The organism is Agrobacterium sp. 16-172Ci (assembly GCF_053522725.1).
In genome coordinates this window covers 23,511-45,129 of sequence record NZ_JBNWBW010000034.1, presented here as the reverse complement: position 1 = coordinate 45,129, position 21,619 = coordinate 23,511, and the positions used below count along the sequence as shown (strand labels likewise).

Sequence of the window (21,619 nt, the reverse complement as noted above, 5' to 3'; positions counted from 1 at the left end):
TCACGCTTGTCAACGCTATTGCAAATCATTCGCAAATTAGTGCATTTCGCAAATGTCCGAAAATGGTGCGTTTTTGCCGGTGTTGCACCGGCGGGATTAAACTTTTTTCAATGAGAAAGCGGCACTATCGCAAGGCTCGGACAGCGTGGTCCGGAGCTTGTCCCGCGTGTGTTCCTCATCCTTCGAGCCACGTTTGGGGGTGAGGGCGTAAGACGGGGTACTTGATGTCAGGATGTTGCGGGTGAAAGCTGTATTCGGACGAATGCGGTTTTCGCGCAAGCTCGTTATGATTGGAGGCGGGATCCTGCTTTTGGCGGGTGCGACCGGCTCTGCTGCCGTATTTATCGGCAGCGAGCGGCTGCTCGGCCCATCCTATGCCTCCACCAACGGGCTTTCCTGCGACGCGGTCCAGACGGTCAATATCCGCAAGAACGGTTCCCTATGGGTCCGCAAATTCATTCGTACCCAGGGCGGTGACGGCACAGAGCGGCTGAAGACTGCGCTTCGTGTCGCAAGGGCGGTTTACGATAAGCAGAAACCCGATCTGGTTCAGGTCTCCGTGCTCGACAAGAACGGTCCGCAGCTGCGCTCGGAAATGCGTGGCCGTGCCATTGCCGCACAGGTGGTTTTCATTCCCGATCCGGCAAAAATTCCCGAAGGCGCGGATGCCCATCGTTATTCGGCCTTTTATTACGATGGCGCCGCCAATGCCAGCGGCCAGTTTTACGGCTTGCGTATCGATCTGCCGCTGGAAGATGCCGAGGCGCTGGCGGCAGGCCTCAGCGATTCGGCCGATTGTGCGACCCCGGCTCTGGATGCCGGTTCTGAAGGCCATGAAGGAAAACCCGCGAAAACTGCGACGGGACACGGCGAAACCAAAGATGACGGCGCGGGCGGCCATGGCGGCGCGCCGGCGGAAGCCAACGAAGGCGGGGCTGCCCATGGCGAAACCCCGTCTCCCGAAGCGCATGGCGAACCGGCTGCCGACGAACTTCTCACCTCGACGCCGGAAGCCGATGGCGGCAGCATCTTCAGCCTGTCCTATCTGAAATCGCTGATCTTCGGCAAAGGCTCGACGACCGCACAGGCGGCGGAAGAAAAGCCGGCTGCCGAAAATGCGCCGGCGGAAGAACCCGGTGCGGAGAAAAAGGCCGCGAGCCACTAAGCGGGCGAGGGCGGTTTCTCCCCGAACCCTTCCGTGGCTCGCATCTGACCTGTCATATATCCGGCCCGATCCGAAGTCGGCCAGCCGGATTTGGAAATTTCTTCCGTTTGTTGACGATTGCCGGAGAGAAACTCTGCGACAGGGCGGCAAAGGCGGCAATGCGGGCGATCAGCTTTTCCCGATCGCCCTTTGTCACGGCTTCGTAGCTCTCGATCTCGTCGATATAACCCGTCAGCCAGTCTTGATATTTGCCTTCGTTCCAAAGGCGCTCAGTCGCAAACACCGTGTCTTCCAGCCGATCATAGGCAACGAGCGTCCGTCGCCAGCGATGCTCGTCGAAATCCAGCGCGCCGTTGGCGAAGAGCGATCCGACCTCGAGGCCGTAGCTCATCAGCTTCGCAGAGCGTTCCGGCGGCATGGTGAGGTTCAGCCCGCCTTCCTCCTCGTTGAGGAAAACGCGGGCGATGCGTTCTCTCTGGCCCGGCATGGTGGCGAGCGACTGATCCTGCCAGTCCTTCGCCGAGCTTAGGATGCTGCCGAGAAAGCCGCTCATTTTTTCCATCTTGTGAACGGGCACGCCGATCCCTTCGCCGGCCGCCTGCGGGATCGTGACGCGCTTACCGCTGCTGGCGATGGATTTCGGCAATTCATCGAGGCTAAGCGCGAAAGTGGGACGCGACGGAAGCAGGGCATCGAAAAGATGAATGGGGAAGTTGCTGCTGATGCCGCCATCGGAGAACCAGATTTTCGCCTTCATGACGGGCCGCGCTTTGCCGCCGAGACGCTGCACGATATCCAGCGTGCCGCGATCGTTGGTATAGGCCGGAATGGCCTTGAACAGCACCGGGAAGCTCAGGCTCATGCGCGTTGCGATGATGACCGGCAACTGGGCGGGCTCCGGAAAAGCCTTGAGTTCGGGAAAGGGGCCGCCCGGTGTTGCGACCTGCTTCAGCCAGTTCATCACGGCCGCGGGAAAGAGCTGGCTCCATTCCGTCGGGTCGTAAGCCACCATGAGACTGGTGGTCGGAAGCGTGTGCGGCCGCCGCATCGACAGGTTCGTCGTCACCATCTTCAGGTTGATGACCGGCTTCTCCGGCTCCGCGCCGATGAGATCGCCGAAGGTCAGCGGTGGCGCGGTTGCTGCGTCGCTGCCGAAAGCGATGTCCTGGATCGATGCATGAAGCCATTCCGTCAGGCCCGGAACCTCGGCATCGGAAACCGTCAGTCCCGAGCAGAAACCGAAGCCGTCTCTTGGCAACCGGTAGAAAACCAACCACAGGATCTGGCCGAGGATGCCGGCCAGCATTCCCACCAATCCCCCGAGAACCGACCCGGCCCAACCGCCGCCCAGAACCCACAAGGCGCCGGCGCCGATGACAATGCCAACTATGGCTGCCAGCGGAAAAGCCAGGAGCAAGCCCAGGACCTTGCCCGGCCAGCCGCCGGCCTGCGCCCACAGCAGGTAACGCATCAGCGGGCGAAAACGGCGCTGCGGCTGGAAAAGCCTGTCCAGAATGGTGGGTATCGTGTCGCAATGAGCCTGCAGGCGGGTGAAGCCATCCGGATCGTTTCTGACGGTGCGGGAATATTCCGCCGCCGCCGCAAAGGCGGCGGCAATCGCCCCGGCCGATGTGCCGCCTATCGAGCGGAAGCGATACCGGCGCGCCAGTTCCAGAACCGCATAGGGATAAACGACGCCGGAGGTGATGCCGCCTTTCATCACCACGTCGCATTCCTTTTCAGGTGCGGCAAACATATCGGGCTGGTATTTGGGAAGCTCATTCTCGGGCATGCGTATCTTCCCCCCGGCGGCTCCTGATCGAAAGCCGTCAAACACAATGCGAATGATGGAGAATGGGTATCACAAGTTGAGGTGAGGTCGCCAGTATATTCTACTAAAAGTTAAATAAACTTGCGCGATCCGTTCGCTGAAAGCCGGATGATTACTTGCGGGCGTCTATCTATGGAGGGGAAAACCGGCAGACAAACGGGCGAAACCTCGCCACACTCCCCGACGTCAAGAAAATACGCCCCTCCCCACCAGCGAGAAAATCGGGGCGCGGAAGGCGGCCGTGAGGCCGCCCCGGGTTTCGTCCGATCAGTCCGCCTTGTTGCGGCGGGCCGGGAAGAGGATGACGTCGCGGATCGACGGCGCGTTGGTCAGAAGCATAATCAGGCGGTCGACGCCGATGCCGAGGCCGCCGGCGGGTGGCATGCCCTGGTCGATGGCGTCGAGGAACTCGTCGTCCAGCTGCTTGTCCTTTTCGCCGCGGGCGTGCGCCTGTTCCAGCTGCTCCACCATCCGGCGGCGCTGTTCTTCCGGGTCGTTGAGTTCGGAGAAGGCATTGCCCACTTCCCAGGCGTTGCAATAGCTTTCGAAACGCTCGACGAGGCGCGGTTCGCCCGGCACTTCCTTGGCGAAGGGCGAGATGTCCTTCGGGAAATGCGTGACGTGGCTCGGCTGGATCAGCGTGCCTTCCACCTTCTCCTCGAAGATGAAGGCAAGGCATTCGCCCCAGGTCCAGTCCTTCTCCACCGCAAAACCGGCAGCCTTGGCGGCGGCGCGGGCTTCTTCGTCGGTCTTGATGGCGAGGAAATCGATACCGGTCGCTTCCTTCACCGCATCAGGCATCGGCACGCGCTTGAACGGACCCTTGAAGGAGATCGTCTGGCCCTGGAATTCCACTTCGGTCGTGCCGTGAAGGGCAATCGCCAGCGTCTCGAACAGCCGCTCCACGAGACCCATGATGTCTTCGTAGTCGGCATAAGCCCAGTAGCACTCCATCATGGTGAATTCAGGATTGTGCCTGGTGGAGACGCCTTCGTTGCGGAAGTTGCGGTTGATTTCGAACACCTTGTCAGTGAGGCCCGAAACCAGCGTGCGCTTCAGGAACAGTTCCGGCGCGATGCGCAGATACATGTCCATTTTCAGCGTGTTGTGGAAGGTCTTGAACGGATCGGCCGTCGCGCCGCCATAGATGGTCTGCAGCATCGGCGTCTCGACTTCGAGGAAGCCTTCGGCCTCCATGAAACGGCGGATGCCAGAGAGGATCTTCGAACGCTGCAGGAAGCGCAGCTTGGATTCCTCGTTGGAGAGAATGTCGAGGTGGCGCTTGCGGTAACGCAGCTCGATGTCGGAGACACCGTGCCACTTCTCGGGCATCGGCAGCAGCGACTTCGTCAGCATGGTGATTTCTTCGGCGTTGATCGTCAGCTCGCCGCGCTTGGTGCGGCGCACCTTGCCGGTCACGCCGATGATGTCGCCGATATCGATCATCGGAAGCAGGTTGCGCGCCGCTTCCGGCGTCGTATCCTTGTGGGAGAAGATCTGCACCTTGCCGGATGCGTCATGGATATCCATGAACATGCCGGAATTGCGCGAGGAATAAACGCGACCGGCCACCGTCACCGTATCGCCGGTTTCGACGTCGGCTTCGATATCGGCATATTTTTCCGCAAGCTCCGCATTGGTCAGCGTGCGGTGGAAATGCGCCGGATAGACATCGCCGATCTGCTCGCGCAGCAGCGCAAGTTTCTGGCGGCGCACTTCGGTGGCGTCGGAGGAGAGGGCGGTGGTTTCGGTCGTCTTGTCGTTCATCGTAATCGCCTTCAGCGGCTTTGTTCGTTGCGGTTACCCTGTGCGCTCCGGGCTTACCCCCCTCTGTCCTGCCGGACATCTCCCCCTCAAGGGGGGAGATCAGATGCCGCGCCCGCCCGTTCCATGGGCAAGGTGTCAGCCGCTTGTCGATCTCCCCCCTTGAGGGGGAGATGCCCGGCAGGGCAGAGGGGGGTACCCCGAGCAGAGGGGTATATTCAGAATGCTGCCGTCACCGCCAGCACATAACTATCAGCTTCCGCTGCCCACCATCGTGGCCACAACGGTAATCGCAGCCTTCAGGCGCTGGCGCACGACGGAGCGGCCGAGCAGCGCCATCGAGTCAAACAGCGGCAGCGAGCGCGAGGAACCGGACATGGCCACAAACAGCGGCGGCGTCACCACGCGCAGCTTCTTGCCTGTGCGTTCGGCGACATCGCGCAGCTCCGCCTCGATCGCTTCCACATTCCAGTCCGTCATCTTCTCGAGGTCGGCGGCAACCGTGGTGAGGATTTCGTGGATTTCCTCGGGTTTGCTCTTCAGCCCGGCGAAGGAAGCCGGCGTCAGGCCGACATCGCTCGCCAGCAGGAAGCCGGCGAGGTTCGGCAATTCGCCGAGTCTTGAAATGCGGCTCTGGGCAAGCTTCAGGCCTTCGGTCAGGCGGGCATTTTCCATCGCCCATTCCAGGGTGCGGGAAATGAACTCCTCCGGCGAAAGCTTTTCGCGCAGCCAGCGGCCGTTCAGCCAGTCCAGCTTCTGGATGTCGAAGATGGCGCCGGCCTTGGACAGCGCTTCTGGGTCGAACTTCGCCGCCAGCTCGTCCATGGTCAGAAGTTCTTCGCCTTCGGCGATCTGGATGAAGAACAGGCCAAGGAAGTTCATCAGCGCTTCCGGCAGGTAACCGAGCGCGGAATAATAGGAGATCGAGGTCGGGTTCTTGCGCTTGGAAAGCTTCGACTTGTCGGCGTTGCGCATCAGCGAAAGATGCATGAACGTGGGCTGGTCCCAGCCGAAATAACGGTAAAGCAGAATGTGCTTGGGCACAGACGCCAGCCATTCCTCGCCGCGCGCCACATGGGTGATCTTCATCAGATGGTCGTCGATGACGTTGGCCATGTGATAGGTCGGCATGCCGTCGGCCTTGATCAGCACCTGCATATCGACCGAATCCCACGGGATCGAGACATCGCCATAAACGCCGTCATGGAAATCGCACGAGCCTTCGGTCGGGATTTTCATGCGCACGACGTTGGCTTCGCCGGCGGCGACGCGGGCGGTGACTTCCTCGGCCTTCAGGTTGAGGCAATGGCCGTCATATTTCGGCGGCTTGCCGGCGGCGCGCTGGGCTTCGCGCATTTCTTCCAGCCGCTCGGGCGTGCAGAAACAGCGGAAGGCATGGCCTTTTTCCAGCAGCTCTTCGGCATAGGGCCAATACATGGCCTTGCGCTCGGACTGGCGGTAGGGACCGTAAGGGCCGCCGACATCCGGGCCTTCCGACCAGGTCAGCCCGGTCCAGCGCAGCGCTTCCAGCACCTTCTGCTCATATTCGAGGGTCGAGCGGGTGGCGTCGGTATCCTCGATGCGCAGGATGAACTCGCCGCCATGTTTCTTGGCGAAGAGATAGTTGAACAGCGCGATATAGGCAGTGCCGACATGCGGCTCGCCGGTGGGGGAAGGTGCGATGCGGACGCGAACGCCGGAAGTGGTCATGAAATTCACTCGTCGTGACGTGGCAGTGACATCGGGGCGGTTTCACCCGTCTGTCACGATGTTTTCGTTTGGATGCGGCAGGAAATCATGTTGGAAGACGCAATGAAAGCGCCTTTTGCACATTCCCGTTCGGCTTCGGCTTAGGCCATATTCTGCCGCAGGCGTCAAGGAAATACGAAGCCCGCGCTGGTTCAGCGTCCTAGCCGAGAGCCCTAGCTCACTGGCCAGACGTAAAGCAGCATGGGAATGCTGGCGATGACGATCATGATCGACAGCGGCAGGCCGAGGCGCGGATAGTCGCTGAAGCGATAACCGCCCGGACCCATGACCAGCGTGTTGCACTGGTGGCCGATGGGGGTGAGGAAATCGCAGCCCGCGCCGATCGCCACCGCCATCAGAAAGGCCTCCGGCCGAAAACCGAGCGTGGTGGCGAAACCGGCGGCGATGGGGGCCATGACCAGCACGGTGGCGGCATTGTTGAGAAAGGGCGTCACCGCCATGGCGGTGAGCAGGATCATGCCCAGCGCCGCAAAGGGCGGCAATCCCTGCGCGGCATGACCGAGCCAGGCGGCGATCAGTTCGCTCGCCCCGCTGGTGCGGAGCGAGTCGCTGACGGGAATAAGGGCGGCGAGCATGACGAGGATCGGCCCGTCGATGGATTTATAGACCTCGGTGAGCGGGATGGCGCCGACCACGATCATCATGAAGGCAGCGGCGAAAAAGGCGACGGAGACCGGCACCAGCCCGCTGCCGGCGGCGATCATGGCGGCGGCGAGCACGATGACGGGCAGAAGCGCGCGGCGCTGCACGCCCAGCAGGATTTCCCGCTGCGCCAGCGGCAAGAGCGAAAATTCCTGCAATACCTGCGGCAGGTTCTTGCGGCTGCCCTGCAAAAGAATGACGTCGCCCGCCTGCAATGTCAGCTCGGAGAGCCGCTGGCTGACGCGCTGGCCGCGCCGGCTCACCGCGATCAGATTGACGCCACGCGTATAGGACAGCGCGAGTTCACGCGCCGAAATGCCGTTCAGAACCGATTCATTGCTGATGACCGCTTCCATGGAAATGAGATCTGCGGTTTTTTGGCCGTTTTCCATCAGCGGCTTGCCGGAAAGCAGAAGCTTCGCCTGCGAGACGATGCGGTCCAGCCCCTCCGGGCTGCCTTCGAGGAGAATCGTGTCACCCGCCTTCAGCGTCACGTCGGGGAAGGGGGAGATGCGCCGCGGCCCGCGCAGGATGGTGCTGGCGATCACATCGCCGTCGGCCTGTTTCAGCAATTCGCGCAGCGGCTTCTCCGCATGGGTGCTGTCGCCGGGCAGGGTGGCTTCAGCGGTATAGGCGGACTGGTCGAGAATATCCTCCACCGACGCCTGCTGGCGGTTGCGCACCGGCAGCAGCCGGTAACCGAAGGTCAGGAAGATGATGCCGATGACGGTCAGTCCCGCGCCGACGGGCGTGAAGTCGAACATCGAAAAACTCTGCCCGGTCATTTCCTCGCGCAGCCGCGACACGACGATGTTGGGCGAGGTGCCGATCTGCGTCATCAGCCCGCCCAGCAGGGCGGCAAACGCCATGGGCATCAGATAATAGGAGACCGGGCTGCCGGATTTGCGGGCGAACTGGAAGGCGACCGGCATCATGATGGCGAGCGCGCCGATATTCTTGATAAAGGCCGACATGACGGCGACGACGATCATCAGGAAGGCGAGCTGCAGGCTCTTGGAGTGCATTTCGGGAAAATATTTCTTGATCGTCATATCGACGATGCCCGACCGCGCCACGGCCGAGCTGACCACCAGCGCACTGCCGACGATGATGACGATATCGTCCGAAAAACCGGAAAAAGCTTTTTCGAAAGGCACGACGCCGAGCGCGACGGCCACGAGCAGCGCACTGCAGGCGACGACATCGTAACGCAGCCTGTCCCAGATGAACGCGACCATCATGCCGGCGATGACGGTGAAGGCGAGAATCTGGTCTGTCGTCATGCTGGCTTATGCTTTCGAAGGAGAGTCGGCGGGAATGACTCTATCGATGAGGATATCGAAGAACGCAAGCCGGGGTGAAGCGGTTCCGGGCTGGATGTCATTCCTATCTCTTCGTCATGCCGGCCGTGAGCCGGCATGACGGAGCGGAGGCATCGTCAGAGAAGAAAATGGGCAATGTCGTCCCAGGCTGGATTGAGATCTTCAATCAACTTGATCTTCTATGCCCGCGGCCAGTTTTTTATCGTCTTTTCTCTCGCAATTGCGTCCGTGACGAGATCGTATGTTTCGAACCACACAAGCGTCTTAACGCCATAACGCGTTGTGAATCCGGGGGTCAGGTTGTTCTGATGTTCATATAAACGGTGAGAAAGGTCGCTTGTTACGCCAGTATAGAGCGTCCCGTTTCTTTTGGATGCAAGAATATAAACGTAACCTTGGCGCATGAGAAAAGCATGCGCAAAGGTCATTGTTTTGGCAAGAGGCGAAATTATTTCCGTCATACCGGACTTGATCCGGTATCCAGCCGCCGCGCGTCTGCGCGGCGAGAAGAGTCCTTTCAGCCCAAAGACTTGGGCTGGCTGGATTCCGGCTCAAGGCCGGAATGACGGTGGCGAGATGCCGTTAGTGCGTATCGCCTGCCGCCTCCGCCTTCTTCCGACGCTTCGCATTGCGGGCCAGCATGTTGAGCAGTTCCACCAGCGCCGAGAACGCCATGGCGGCATAGACGTAGCCCTTCGGAACATGGAAGCCCATGCCTTCGGCGATCAGCGTCGTGCCAATCATCATCAGGAAGGCGAGCGCCAGCATGACGATGGTGGGGTTGCGCTCGATGAAGTTGGCGAGCGGCGTTGCGGCCAGCAGCATGACGGTGACGGCAACGACGACGGCGACGATCATGATCGGCAGATGCGGTGTCATGCCGACGGCGGTGATGATGCTGTCTACAGAGAAAACAAGGTCGAGCAACAGGATCTGGCCAATGGCGGCTCCGAAATTCATCGCGGCCGGGCCACCCACCATGTCTTCCTTGTGATCTTCCGGGTCGACATTGTGGTGAATTTCCTTGGTCGCCTTCCATACCAGGAAGAGACCACCCGCTATGAGGATCATGTCTTTCCACGAGAAGGGGTGGCCGAAGGCTTCGAAAACCGGCGTGGTGAGCTGCACGATCCATGCGACGGTGCCGAGCAGGCCGAGGCGCATGACGAGCGCAAGGCCTATACCGATCTTGCGGGCTTTTTCGCGCTGTTCGGGCGGCAGCTTGTTGGTGAGGATGGAGATGAAGATCAGGTTGTCGATGCCGAGCACGACCTCCATGACGATCAGTGTGACGAGCGCCACCCAGGCGGCGGGGTCAGATAGAAGAGGGAGAATGGACTCCATCAGGTAGGTTTTCCTTTCAGCAACAAGGCCAGCCGAAACATTCGGTGGGTGGAATTTATAGCGCAATACGCGAGAAACAAGGAGTTGATGGCTCCGGGGCGCAAGATTTCATCGAAATTTCGCGCAGGCCGCGTATTGGCGTTCACGCCGTTGCTGAATGATCTCAGGCCTTGTCTGTTCCGTAAGCCGCCATGAATACGTTGATGGCGCTGCTGATAACCCGGTCCAGTTCCTCGTCGGGAACCGGGCCTTCCAGTTCGCCGAACAGCCGCAGCTTGAAGAAGGTGCCGGTGGAAAGCTCGATATATTGCCGGGCGGCCAGCTCAGGATCGTCCACTTTCAGATGGCCGATCTCGACCTGATGTTCGATGAAGTCCAGGAGCACGGTGCGCACGTTGTTCGGAGCCGAAAGGAAAAAGCGCTGCGCCAGTTTCGGCATGCGATCGATGACGCCGAGCACCGAACGCATGGCGGGAATCATGTCCGAACAGATCATCTTGTTGGCAAAGGCCTTGCCGAACTGTTCCAGCCCCTCGCGCACCTCCTCGGTGCCCTCGAGAATATGGCGCATGGAGGTGGCGAATTCGTTGCGATGGTGGTCGACGAGCGCGACGAACAGATCCTCCTTGTTGGAGAAATAGACGTAGATCGTGCCCTTGGAAACGCCGGCTTCACGCGTGATGTCGTTCATGCTGGCCGCGTCGAAACCCTTGCGCTTGAACACACGCCAGGCGCCCGCCAGAATCTGCTCGCGTTTGGCCGGGTCTTCACCCGCCGCAAAACGCCCGGCGGCATTGCCCGGACAGCCCGTTTCCGTTTCCGTCTCCATATCCCTGTCTTCACCTGCCATCGCTACCGTCTCTTAGCATCGCAATGGCGTAAAAAAAATTAACCGAACGTCGAACCAATCGGTTCGATAACACTTGATATGTGTCAGGAAAGAGATTATGTCAATCGAACCGAACGGTTCAGTTCGAAAAACTTTCTTCAATTTATCACGGTAAGCTCTCTCATGTCGGCCCAGAAGAATAATGCGGTTCGCGCCGTCAACGATGCGGAAGAGGCGGATATCTCCGCCAAGGCCGAGACCTCTCCGGCAAAGCCGGCTGAGGCCGCGCCGCCGCAGCAGCCCCAGACCATTGCGGCGCCGAAGCAGAAGAAGCGTTCGAAGCTTCTGCCGGTCATCGCGGTTGCCCTTCTCGCCGGCGCCGGCTGGTACGGTTACAACTGGTGGGTTGACGGCCGCTTCATGGTGTCGACGGACGACGCCTATATAGAAGGCGATATCGCCGTCATCGCACCGAAGGTTTCGGGCTATGTCGCCAAGGTGAACGTGGTCGAGAACCAGGAAGTCAAGGCGGGCGATCCGCTGGTGACGCTGGACGACGGCGATTATCGCATCGCGCTCGATCAGGCCGAAGCCCAGATCCGCACCGAGCAACTGTCACTGAAGCGCATCGATGCGCAGATCGTCGGCGGCGAAGCTTCGCTGGAACAGGCCGTCGCCCAGAAGGGTGCGCTGGATGCCGCCCTTCGCGGTGCCGAAATCACCCAGAAGCGCGCCAGCGAGCTGCAGGCGAAGGATGTCGGCACGGTTGCCGCTTCCGACAATGCGCAGGTCGCGCTCGATCAGGCCAAGGCGAATGTCGTGGCCGGCGATGCCGCCATCTCCTCGGCCAAGGCCAATGTGGAACTTCTGCGCGCCCAGCGCGAGGAAGCCGAAAGCACGATCCGTTCGCTGCAGCTTTCCCGCGACAAGGCCGCCCGCGATCTTTCCTTCACGGTTCTGAAGGCGCCCTATGACGGTGTCATCGGCAATCTGGCGGTTCAGAACGGCGATCTGGTTTCGGTCGGCAAGCGTCTGGCTTCGCTGGTGCCGATGAACGAGCTTTATATCGACGCCAATTTCAAGGAAACGCAGCTTGCCCGCGTCGTGCCCGGTTCGAAGGTGCGCGTGCATGTCGACGCCTTTGACGACGCGACGATCGAGGGCACGGTGCAGTCGATTTCGCCCGGCTCGGGCTCGGTTTTCTCCATGCTGCCGCCGGAAAATGCGACCGGCAACTTCACCAAGGTCATCCAGCGCGTGCCGGTTCGTATCGTCTTCTCAAAGGAAGACCTTGCAAAGCACAATCTGCGCGCGGGCCTCAGCGTCGTTGTCGATGTCGATACCCGCACGGCGCCGGAAGGCACCAGAACGGCGCAAGTTAACCCGGAAGCCAAGTAAGGCGCATCGCTGATGCGCCGTTGAGGTCAAGATCATGGCGGCTACGGTTGTCGGTACGGGCGGGGCGTCCATCCCCGCCGATCCCCCGATGGACAGGCGCAGGCTCATCGCGTTTTTCGCGATGGTCTTCGGCATGTTCATGTCCATCCTCGACATTCAGATTGTCTCCGCGTCGCTCGCGGAAATCCAGGCGGGTCTCGGCGCGGGTTCCGATGAGATCGCCTGGGTGCAGACCTCCTATCTGATCGCCGAAGTCATCATGATCCCGCTGTCGGGCACGCTGGCGCGCATTCTCTCCACGCGCGTGCTCTTCGCCACCTGCGCGGCCGGTTTCACCATATCGAGCGCGCTCTGCGCCACAGCCACCAATATCGACCAGATGATCGTCTACCGCGCGATCCAGGGCTTTATCGGCGGCGGCATGATCCCCTCCGTCTTCGCCGCCGCCTTCACGATCTTCCCGCCCTCGAAGCGTTCGGTCGTGTCACCGATCATCGGTCTCGTCGCCACGCTTGCGCCCACCATCGGCCCGACGGTCGGCGGTTATCTCTCCAATGCTTTTTCCTGGCACTGGCTGTTCCTCGTCAACATCATCCCCGGCATCATCGTCACCATCCTCACCTGGAGCCTGATCGATTTCGACAAGCCGGAAAAGTCGCTGTGGAAGAAGTTCGACTGGTGGGGGCTGATCTCCATGGCCGTCTTCCTCGGCTCGCTGGAATATGTGCTTGAAGAGGGCAACAACAAGGACTGGTTCAACGACGAGCATATCGTCATGGGAACGGTCGCCATGGTCATCGGCGCGGCCGTGTTCTTCTGGCGCGCCTTCAAGGTGGAATTCCCTGTCGTCGATATCCGCGCCTTCGCCGACCGCAACTTCTCCATCGGCTCGCTTTTCTCCTTCGTCATGGGCATCGGGCTATACGGGCTGACCTATCTTTACCCGCTCTATCTCGGCCGGGTGCGTGGTTACGATGCGCTGATGATCGGCGAGACCATGTTCGTCTCCGGTCTTGCCATGTTCTTCACCGCGCCGATTGCCGGCAAGGTCTCCACCAAGCTCGATCCGCGGGCGATGATGGCCATCGGCTTCATCAGCTTCGGCTGCGGCACATGGATCATGACGCATGTGACGACCGACTGGGATTTCTACGAGCTGCTGATCCCGCAGATCCTGCGCGGTTTCGGCCTGATGATGTGCATGGTGCCGATCAACAACATCGCGCTCGGCACCCTGCCGCCGGCCCGCATCCGCAATGCGTCCGGCCTGTTCAACCTTACCCGTAACCTCGGCGGCGCGGTCGGTCTTGCCATCATCAACACCATGCTGTCGCAGCGCACGGACGACCATTATGTGCGGCTGGCCGAACATGTGAGCTATTCCAACCCGCAGGCGCTGGAATGGCTGAACAGTGTCGGCGCCAACTACGATTCCTACGGGCTGGACGGCGCGTCCGTCGCCGTCAAGAAACTGGTTGGCATGGTCTCGCAGCAGGCATGGATATTGGCCTTCGCGGATGTGTTCTTCGCGCTGACGCTGTTGTTCTCGAGCCTGATCTTCATGACCGTGCTGATCCAGAAACCCAAGGCAGCGCCGCCGCCAGACGCGGCGCACTAACAAGAATCCCCTCCCATCCACCGCAGAGCTGGGGCCGTCGGAAATGACGGCCCCTTTTTTGTTTTGAATATGGAGCGAGCGGGGGCGGCATATTTCTTCTCCCCGAGGGGGAGAAGTCCGCGGCAGCGGGATGAGGGGGCAAGGGTAGAGATATTCGGGGAGCTGGCCCCCTCATCCGACCCTTCGGGCCACCTTCTCCCCCTCGGGGAGAAGAAACGCGCGGCACCGTTTCGCGAAGAGCCGCCAACCCGATACCGCTTTCCGCGAAATATGAGGTACGTACATCATTTTTCAGTTTACCTCGACTGCAAAGCTGGATATGCAAGGGGAGGGAGGAGCCATGAAGCCGACAGTTCACGATATCGCCGAGCGGGCGGGCGTCAGTCTCGCCACCATCGACCGGGTGCTGAACATGCGCCCCGGCGTGCATGCGGCAACGCGGGCACGGGTGGAGGCGGCCATTGCCGAGCTTGGTTACGTGCGCGATATCGCGGCTGCCAATCTGGCCAAGGGCCGCAATTATTCGCTGGTATTCATCCTGCCGGGCAATGACAATTCCTTCATGGCGACGTTGCGCGCCGAAGTGCGGGCCGCAGCGGCACGGGCGCATCTGGAACGCACGGCGATCCGCGTCATCGAGGTGCCGCCCTTCAATGCCTCCGCGCTGACGGAGGCTCTGGAAGTCGCGCGGCGGGAAAAGCCCTCGGGCGTCGCCTTCGTCGCCACCGATTCCGAAGATGTGGCGGAAGCCGCCGACCGGCTGGCCGAAGACGGCATCGCCACGGTGACTCTGGTGTCCGATCTTTCCGGTTCGCGGCGGGATCATTATGCCGGCGTGGACAACGTCGCGGCCGGGCGCACGGCGGCGAGCCTGATGGGACGTTTTCTCTCCGGGCGCGGCGGCGATATCGCGGTTGTCGCCGGCTCCATGCTGGTGCGCGACCATCGCGAACGTCTGGAAGGATTTCGCGCCGTCATCGAATCCGAGTTCCCGCAATTGCGGCTGCTGCCGGTGCTGGAGGGCAGGGACGATCCGCTCACGGTCGAGACGCTGGTGCGCAAGGCGCTCGGCAATGCCGAGCTCTCCGGCATCTACAGCCTCGGCGCGGGCAATCGCGGCCTCATCCGCGCGCTTGGCGCGGCCGAGGGCGAAAGAGCGCTTTCGGTCATCGCCCATGAACTGACGGAAAACACCGCCAATGCGCTGCGGGAAGGGCTGCTGGATGCCGTGCTCAACCAGGATGCCGGCCACGAGGTACGCAGCGCCATCCGCGTCTTGAAGGCGCGGGCCGACGGTCTGCCCGTCATCGCCGCGCAGGAACGTATCCGTATCGACATATTCCTCAGGGACAATCTGCCCTGATGAGAGCATTTCCAGGAAAAGTGGCCGCCGGTTTTACGTCCGGAAATGCGGCGACTTTTAAAAAACGCTGAAAGCGGCGCATGGCGCGCCGGAATGGAGAAATACATGTATCTCGGTCTCGATCTTGGCACATCCGGCGTCAAAGCCCTGCTGATGGACGGCGATCAGAAAATCATCGGCTCGGCCAACGGCTCGCTGGACGTTTCGCGCCCGCATCATGGCTGGTCGGAACAGGACCCGGCCGACTGGATTGCCGCGACGAAAACCGCCGTTGCCGGCCTGAAGCAGAAGTTTCCGAAGGAGCTTGCCGCCGTCAAGGGCATCGGCCTTTCCGGCCAGATGCATGGCGCAACGCTGATCGATGCGGCCGGCAAGGTGCTGCGTCCCTGCATCCTGTGGAACGACACGCGCTCTTATGCCGAGGCCGCCGCGCTGGATGCCGATCCGCGCTTCCGCAAGATCACCGGCAACATCGTTTTCCCCGGCTTCACCGCGCCGAAACTTGCCTGGGTGGCGAAGAACGAACCTGAAATCTTCGCGAAAGTGGCCAAGGTGCTGCTGCCGAAGGATTATCTGCGTCTGTGGCTGACGGGCGAATACATCTCCGAAATGTCCGATTCCGCCGGCACTTCCTGGCTCGATACCGGCGCGCGCAAATGGTCTTCCGAGCTTCTTGCCGCAACCGGGCTGGATGAAAAACACATGCCCTCACTGGTGGAAGGCACGGATGAGGCGGGCGTGCTGCGCGCCGAACTTTGCTCCGAATGGGGCATTTCCGGTCGCACCGTCGTTGCCGGCGGCGCGGGAGACAATGCCGCTTCCGCCTGCGGCATGGGCACGGTGAAGGAAGGCCACGCTTTCGTGTCGCTCGGCACATCCGGCGTGCTTTTTGCCGCCAATGCATCGTACCTGCCGAAGCCGGAAAGCGCCGTGCACGCCTTCTGCCATGCGCTGCCCAATACCTGGCACCAGATGGGCGTCATCCTCTCCGCCACCGATGCGCTGAACTGGTATTCGCGCCTCACCGGCCAATCCGCCGCCGATCTGACCGGCGAGCTGGGCGAAACGCTGCTTGCACCGACCGGTGTCACCTTCGCGCCCTATCTCTCGGGTGAGCGCACCCCGCACAACGACGCCGCCATCCGCGGCTCCTTCATCGGCCTTTCGCATGAAAGCGACCGCAAGGCGCTGACCCAGGCGGTGCTGGAAGGCGTGACTTTCGCGATCAGGGACAATCTCGAAGCGCTGAAATCGGCCGGCACGTCCATCTCCCGCGTCACCGCCATCGGCGGCGGTTCGCGTTCGGCCTATTGGCTGGCCTCCATCGCCACCTCGCTCGGTGTGCCCGTCGATATTCCGGCCGAGGGCGATTTCGGCGCCGCCTTCGGTGCGGCCCGCCTCGGCCTCATCGCTGCGACCGGGGCCGATCCGGTGGCGGTTTGCGCGCAGCCGGAAACGGCGCGGACCATCGAGCCGGTGGCGGCGCTGGCCGGCGCCTATGAGGAGGCTTACCGGCGCTATCATGCGCTTTATCCGGCTATTCGGGCGCTTTCGCATTGAGACACGGCGTGTGCGGCTTCACCCCCCCCTCTGCCCTGCCGGGCATCTCCCCCTCAAGGGGGGAGATAGACAAGCGGCTACATCTCGTCCTTATGCGAGGCTGAGTATGGAGCGATCGATAGCGTCCTGCTGATCTCCCCCCTTAAGGGGGAGATGTCCGGCAGGACAGAGGGGGGTGAGCAGCAAACGCCGACCCTGAAATTTCAGAACACCATCTAAACCCACCCCAAGAGGAGGATCACCATGAGCACAGGTTTCTTCGGCGATATTGCCAAGATCAAATATGAAGGCCCCGACAGCACCAACCCGCTGGCCTTCCGCCATTACAACCCCGATGAGGTCGTCGCCGGCAAGCGCATGGAAGATCACCTGCGTTTTGCGGTGGCCTATTGGCACACCTTCACCTGGCCGGGCGGCGACCCCTTCGGCGGCCAGACCTTCCTGCGCCCATGGTTCGAAGATACGATGCAGGCGGCGAAACTGAAGGCGGATGTGGCTTTCGAATTCTTCTCGCTGCTCGGTTCGCCGTTTTATTGCTTCCACGACGCCGATGTGCGCCCGGAGGGCCGGAACTTCGCGGAGAATACCAGGAACCTCAACGAGATCGTTGATTATTTTGCCCAAAAGCAGGCCGATACCGGCGTGAAGCTTCTGTGGGGCACGGCGAACCTCTTCTCCAACCGTCGCTTCATGTCGGGTGCGGCGACCAATCCGGACCCGGATGTTTTCGCTTTCTCCGCCGCGACCGTGAAGACCTGCATGGACGCCACCAAGAAGCTCGGCGGCGCGAACTATGTTCTGTGGGGCGGCCGCGAAGGTTACGAGACCCTGCTCAATACCGATCTGTCGCGTGAACTCGACCAGCTCGGCCGCTTCCTCAATCTGGTGGTGGAATATAAATACAAGATCGGCTTCGAAGGCACGATCCTGATCGAGCCGAAGCCGCAGGAGCCGACCAAGCACCAGTATGACTACGACGTCGCCACCGTTTACGCCTTCCTGCAGAAGAACGGTCTGGAAAAGGAAGTGAAGGTCAATATCGAGCAGGGCCACGCCATTCTCGCCGGCCACTCCTTCGAACACGAACTGGCCATGGCCAATGCCTTCGGCATTTTCGGCTCCATCGACATGAACCGTAACGACTACCAGTCGGGCTGGGATACCGACCAGTTCCCCAACAACGTGCCGGAAATGGCGCTCGCTTATTACCATGTTCTGGCCGGTGGCGGTTTCAAGAACGGCGGCACCAACTTCGATTCCAAGCTACGCCGTCAGTCGCTCGATCCGCAGGACCTGCTGATCGGCCATATCGGCGGCATGGATTGCTGCGCCCGCGGCCTGAAGGCGGCGGCGAAGATGATCGAGGACGGCGCGCTGTCGAAGCCGCTTGCGGAGCGTTACGCCAAATGGGATTCGGCTGAAGCCCAGAAGATGCTGCGCGGCGAGCTGAAGCTGGAAGAGATCGCCGCCCTGGTGGAGCGTGAGGATATCAATCCCGAGCCGAAGTCCGGTCGTCAGGAATATCTCGAAAACGTGGTCAATCGTTACGTTTGACGCGCTGGAGGGGGCGGCGGCAGCGTCGCCCCCTCATCGCCTCGCTTCGCTCCGGCACTTCTCCCCGGCGGGGAGAAGAACAAGCTCCACACTCCTTGCCACGCTGAGGGCACGGCATATTTCTTCTCCCCGCCGGGGAGAAGGTGGCCCGAAGGGCCGGATGAGGGGGCTTGCTCTCCGATCTGTTCCAAAAGATGCGGACAACTCCGCGCCAAGCCTCCTTCCTTTCCAGTCACTTCCCGAAAAATACGTCCCCTTCCATCCCCACCCGCCATTTCCGCCGCATCATTCCTCCCGCAACCGGAACGGAAGGGCGATACGCGCGGCGCCTTTCGCGAACCGGAGGCCGGCATCGACAAGCATGGTTCTGGCAAACCGTGTTTCGGAAAGGCATTCCGCCGGGCCAGAGGCGGGAAGGACCGATCCGATAGGTGTCGTGAAAAGGCTGTGACTGACGGGCTGCCCTGATGATGCGGCCCGGTGAATGCAACGACTCCTCCACCTCCCATCTTCTACCCGCATTCGCCGGGTCGATGCCTTGCGCCGCCGGCAAACCGCTGCGGCGGTACTCCCGCATGCAAAGCGCTTTGGACTTGTTAACTGCGCATCCTGAAACGTTGTAGATTCCTGCCGCCCACGACTGTACCTGCCGGCCGACATGGTCTAAACCGCTGCTGATCTTTTCACGCTCGATGGACAGAGAAGGGCCTCGCAGATGACCGATCCAAAAACGCTAGCCGCCCGTTTCCCCGGCGATTTCCTGTTCGGCGTCGCGACCGCCTCTTTCCAGATCGAAGGCTCCACGAAGGCAGATGGCCGCAAGCCCTCCATCTGGGACGCCTTCTGCAATATGCCGGGCCATGTCTTCGGGCGTCACAATGGCGATATTGCCTGCGATCACTACAATCGCTGGGAGCAGGATCTCGATCTCATCAAGGACATGGGTGTCGAGGCCTATCGTTTCTCCATCGCCTGGCCGCGCATCATTCCGGATGGTTTCGGCCCGATCAACGAGAAGGGGCTGGATTTCTACGACCGCCTCGTCGATGGCTGCAAGGCGCGCGGCATCAAGACCTATGCGACGCTTTACCATTGGGACCTGCCGCTGACGCTGATGGGCGATGGCGGCTGGGCCTCGCGCTCCACCGCGCACGCTTTCCAGCGATACGCCAAGACCGTGATGGCCCGCCTGGGCGACCGGCTGGATGCGGTGGCGACCTTCAACGAACCCTGGTGCGCGGTGTGGCTCAGCCATCTCTATGGCATTCATGCGCCGGGCGAGCGCAACATGGAGGCAGCCCTTGCCGCCATGCATCACATCAATCTCGCCCATGGTTTCGGCGTGGAAGCCTCTCGCCATGTCGCGCCGAAAGTGCCGGTGGGGCTGGTGCTGAACGCCCACTCCGTCATACCGGCTTCCGATAGCGACGCCGATCTCAAGGCCGCCGAACGAGCCTTCCAGTTCCACAACGGCGCGTTTTTCGATCCGGTCTTCAAGGGCGAATATCCGGCTGAGATGATGGAGGCGCTGGGAAGCCGCATGCCGGTGGTGGAGGCGGAAGACCTTTCCATCATCAGCCAGAAGCTAGACTGGTGGGGCCTGAATTATTACACGCCGATGCGCGTTGCCGACGATGCGACACCCGGCGCGGAATTCCCCGCCACGACACCGGCCCCCGTCATCAGCGATGTGAAGACCGATATCGGCTGGGAGGTCTATGCCCCGGCGCTCCAGTCGCTGGTGGAGACGCTCTACAAGCGTTACGACCTGCCGGATTGCTACATCACCGAAAACGGCGCCTGCTATAATATGGGCGTCGAAAACGGCGAGGTGGATGACCAGCCGCGTCTCGACTATTACGCCGAACATCTCGGCATCGTCGCCGATCTCATCCGCGACGGTTATCCGATGCGCGGTTATTTCGCCTGGAGCCTGATGGATAATTTCGAATGGGCCGAGGGTTACCGCATGCGCTTCGGTCTGGTGCATGTGGATTACGACACGCAGGTGCGGACGCTGAAGAACAGCGGCAAATGGTATAGTGCGCTGGCTTCGGGCTTTCCGAAGGGGAACCATGGTCTGGTGAAGCCGTAACGGTCACCTCCCTCATCCCTGTGCTCGTCACAGGGATCCAGCCAGCCCAAGTCCTTGGGCTGAAAAGAGTCTTTCCGCCACGCAGACGCGTGTCGGCTGGATTCCTGTGACAAGCACAGGAATGAGGGTTGGGGGACGGCCGTGCATGAACTTTACGCGCCGCATCCGGTAGCAGGCGACGTGTCAGCGCCCGTCGCAATAAAGTTCTCCCGCCTTATTATCAGTTTTCCAAACTTTTTTATCGGTTACCCCGCGGTGCCTGCTTGCGCCCGCCATCCTGCCTCCTATGTCAGACGGGCTACGAAAGCGTAGCACCCGTTCTGGCGTCCAAGGGGCAGGGCGGGGTGGTCCTCCCAGGGAAAACGAACATGCTTATCGAAAAACTCAACTGGCGTTATGCCACCAAGAAAATGGATCCTTCCAAGGCCGTGTCGGAAGACAAGGTCGAGCGTATTGTCGAGGCGGCGCGGCTTGCGCCCACCTCCAGCGGTCTTCAGCCCTTCGAGGTGATCGTGGTCACCGATCCTGAAGTGCGCGCCAAGATCCGCGAGATCGCCTGGAACCAGGCGCAGGTGACCGACGGTTCGCATCTGCTGGTCTTTGCGGCATGGGACAATTACACCGAAGAGCGGATCAACCACATGTTCGATCTGGTCAACGAAGAACGCGGCATCAAGAATGAAGGCTGGGAAGCCTATCGCCAGATGCTGCTTTCCACCTATCCGCAGCGCGACCAGCAGGTGAATTTCGAGCACGCCGCCCGTCAGGCCTATATCGGCTTCGGCATGGCCGTGGCGCAGGCCGCTTTCGAGGGCGTGGATTCCACTCCGATGGAAGGTTTCGATCCGGCGAAGCTCGATGAAATCCTCGGCCTGCGTGAAAAGGGCCTGCGCTCCGTCACCATCCTGCCGCTCGGTTATCGTCAGCCGGATGGCGACTGGCTGGTGAACCTGAAAAAGGTCCGCCGCCCGCTCGAGGAATTCACCAGCCGCGTGTGATTTTCATATCGTCGCGAAATCTTGACTGCCGCAGGGCCGCCTCCGCGGCTTTGCGGTAGATTTTTCCTCTCTTTTCAGATAATTGAAAAAACATCCCTGTTAAAAGGTGGCGTGTGCGGGCAAGTATGCGCCATCGAATTGCCGATCCCCGGCATTTCTGAGTGAAAGCCTGACGAAATGACCCGGAAAATCAGCTGTCATCGAATGTGCCCGAAGGCTGCATGAAGAGAGCGGTTCAGCACCGCAACAGGATTTTTTGAGACCCGATCCGTCACGCATTCCCAGAGTTTACAATGAGTTTTCCATCCAGCGCGGCATCCCCCGCGCGCCAAGAACAGGCGGTCCCTGAAGGGTCGGCAAAGGAGC

General features: G+C 61.0%; 14 protein-coding genes and 1 pseudogene. 8 read left to right on the top strand and 7 right to left on the bottom strand.

What is annotated here, in order from left to right; translation table 11 throughout:
• The first annotated feature begins 262 nt into the window (after positions 1-262).
• Positions 263-1,165 carry a hypothetical protein gene (locus tag ACQZ40_RS23380; protein WP_161987898.1) on the top strand — a complete coding sequence of 301 codons (903 nt, stop codon included), beginning with the start codon at positions 263-265 and terminating at the stop codon, positions 1,163-1,165.
• A gap of 52 nt (positions 1,166-1,217) precedes the next feature.
• On the opposite strand, the gene ACQZ40_RS23375 is transcribed toward ACQZ40_RS23380, so the two are convergent.
• From ACQZ40_RS23375 to ACQZ40_RS23345, 7 genes and pseudogenes are all read right to left on the bottom strand, one after another.
• Positions 1,218-2,957, bottom strand: coding sequence for a patatin-like phospholipase family protein (locus ACQZ40_RS23375; protein WP_448748752.1), 1,740 nt, complete (start codon positions 2,955-2,957; stop codon positions 1,218-1,220).
• A gap of 306 nt (positions 2,958-3,263) precedes the next feature.
• Entirely contained in the window at positions 3,264-4,763 is a 1,500-nt protein-coding gene (gene lysS / locus ACQZ40_RS23370) for a lysine--tRNA ligase (RefSeq protein ID WP_059759522.1), read from the bottom strand.
• A gap of 249 nt (positions 4,764-5,012) precedes the next feature.
• The gene (gene gltX, locus ACQZ40_RS23365; protein ID WP_448748751.1) at positions 5,013-6,470 is read right to left on the bottom strand and encodes a glutamate--tRNA ligase; all 1,458 of its coding nucleotides are present in this window, start codon (positions 6,468-6,470) and stop codon (positions 5,013-5,015) included.
• Between the two features lie 212 nt (positions 6,471-6,682).
• The gene (locus ACQZ40_RS23360; RefSeq protein WP_448748750.1) at positions 6,683-8,455 is read right to left on the bottom strand and encodes an SLC13 family permease; all 1,773 of its coding nucleotides are present in this window, start codon (positions 8,453-8,455) and stop codon (positions 6,683-6,685) included.
• A gap of 221 nt (positions 8,456-8,676) precedes the next feature.
• Positions 8,677-8,898 (bottom strand): annotated as a pseudogene (locus ACQZ40_RS23355) (GIY-YIG nuclease family protein); the annotation flags it as partial.
• Between the two features lie 178 nt (positions 8,899-9,076).
• Positions 9,077-9,838, bottom strand: coding sequence for a TerC family protein (locus ACQZ40_RS23350; protein ID WP_448748749.1), 762 nt, complete (start codon positions 9,836-9,838; stop codon positions 9,077-9,079).
• 163 nt (positions 9,839-10,001) lie between these two features.
• Complete coding sequence (locus ACQZ40_RS23345; protein WP_065656355.1) at positions 10,002-10,688, bottom strand: TetR/AcrR family transcriptional regulator; 687 nt, start codon at positions 10,686-10,688, stop codon at positions 10,002-10,004.
• 162 nt (positions 10,689-10,850) lie between these two features.
• Between ACQZ40_RS23345 and ACQZ40_RS23340 the strand changes: the two genes are divergently transcribed.
• The 7 genes from ACQZ40_RS23340 (at position 10,851) to ACQZ40_RS23310 (ending at position 21,253) form a co-directional block, all read left to right on the top strand.
• Positions 10,851-12,065, top strand: coding sequence for an HlyD family secretion protein (locus tag ACQZ40_RS23340; protein ID WP_220319263.1), 1,215 nt, complete (start codon positions 10,851-10,853; stop codon positions 12,063-12,065).
• A 34-nt stretch (positions 12,066-12,099) separates the two neighbouring features.
• Positions 12,100-13,683, top strand: coding sequence for a DHA2 family efflux MFS transporter permease subunit (locus ACQZ40_RS23335; protein WP_065656357.1), 1,584 nt, complete (start codon positions 12,100-12,102; stop codon positions 13,681-13,683).
• 340 nt (positions 13,684-14,023) lie between these two features.
• Positions 14,024-15,046 (top strand): LacI family DNA-binding transcriptional regulator, encoded by a 1,023-nt coding sequence (locus ACQZ40_RS23330; RefSeq protein ID WP_174040428.1) that lies wholly within the window; start codon positions 14,024-14,026, stop codon positions 15,044-15,046.
• A 105-nt stretch (positions 15,047-15,151) separates the two neighbouring features.
• Positions 15,152-16,606 (top strand): xylulokinase, encoded by a 1,455-nt coding sequence (gene xylB / locus ACQZ40_RS23325; RefSeq protein ID WP_448748748.1) that lies wholly within the window; start codon positions 15,152-15,154, stop codon positions 16,604-16,606.
• Between the two features lie 243 nt (positions 16,607-16,849).
• Entirely contained in the window at positions 16,850-18,160 is a 1,311-nt protein-coding gene (xylA, locus tag ACQZ40_RS23320) for a xylose isomerase (protein ID WP_448748747.1), read from the top strand.
• Positions 18,161-18,875: 715 nt separating this feature from the next.
• On the top strand, positions 18,876-20,255 hold the full coding sequence (locus tag ACQZ40_RS23315) for a GH1 family beta-glucosidase (RefSeq protein WP_448748746.1): 1,380 nt from the start codon (positions 18,876-18,878) through the stop codon (positions 20,253-20,255).
• A 368-nt stretch (positions 20,256-20,623) separates the two neighbouring features.
• Positions 20,624-21,253: an NAD(P)H-dependent oxidoreductase gene (locus tag ACQZ40_RS23310; RefSeq protein WP_304983188.1), complete on the top strand. Its 630-nt coding sequence runs from the start codon at positions 20,624-20,626 to the stop codon at positions 21,251-21,253.
• The last annotated feature ends 366 nt before the right edge of the window (positions 21,254-21,619 follow it).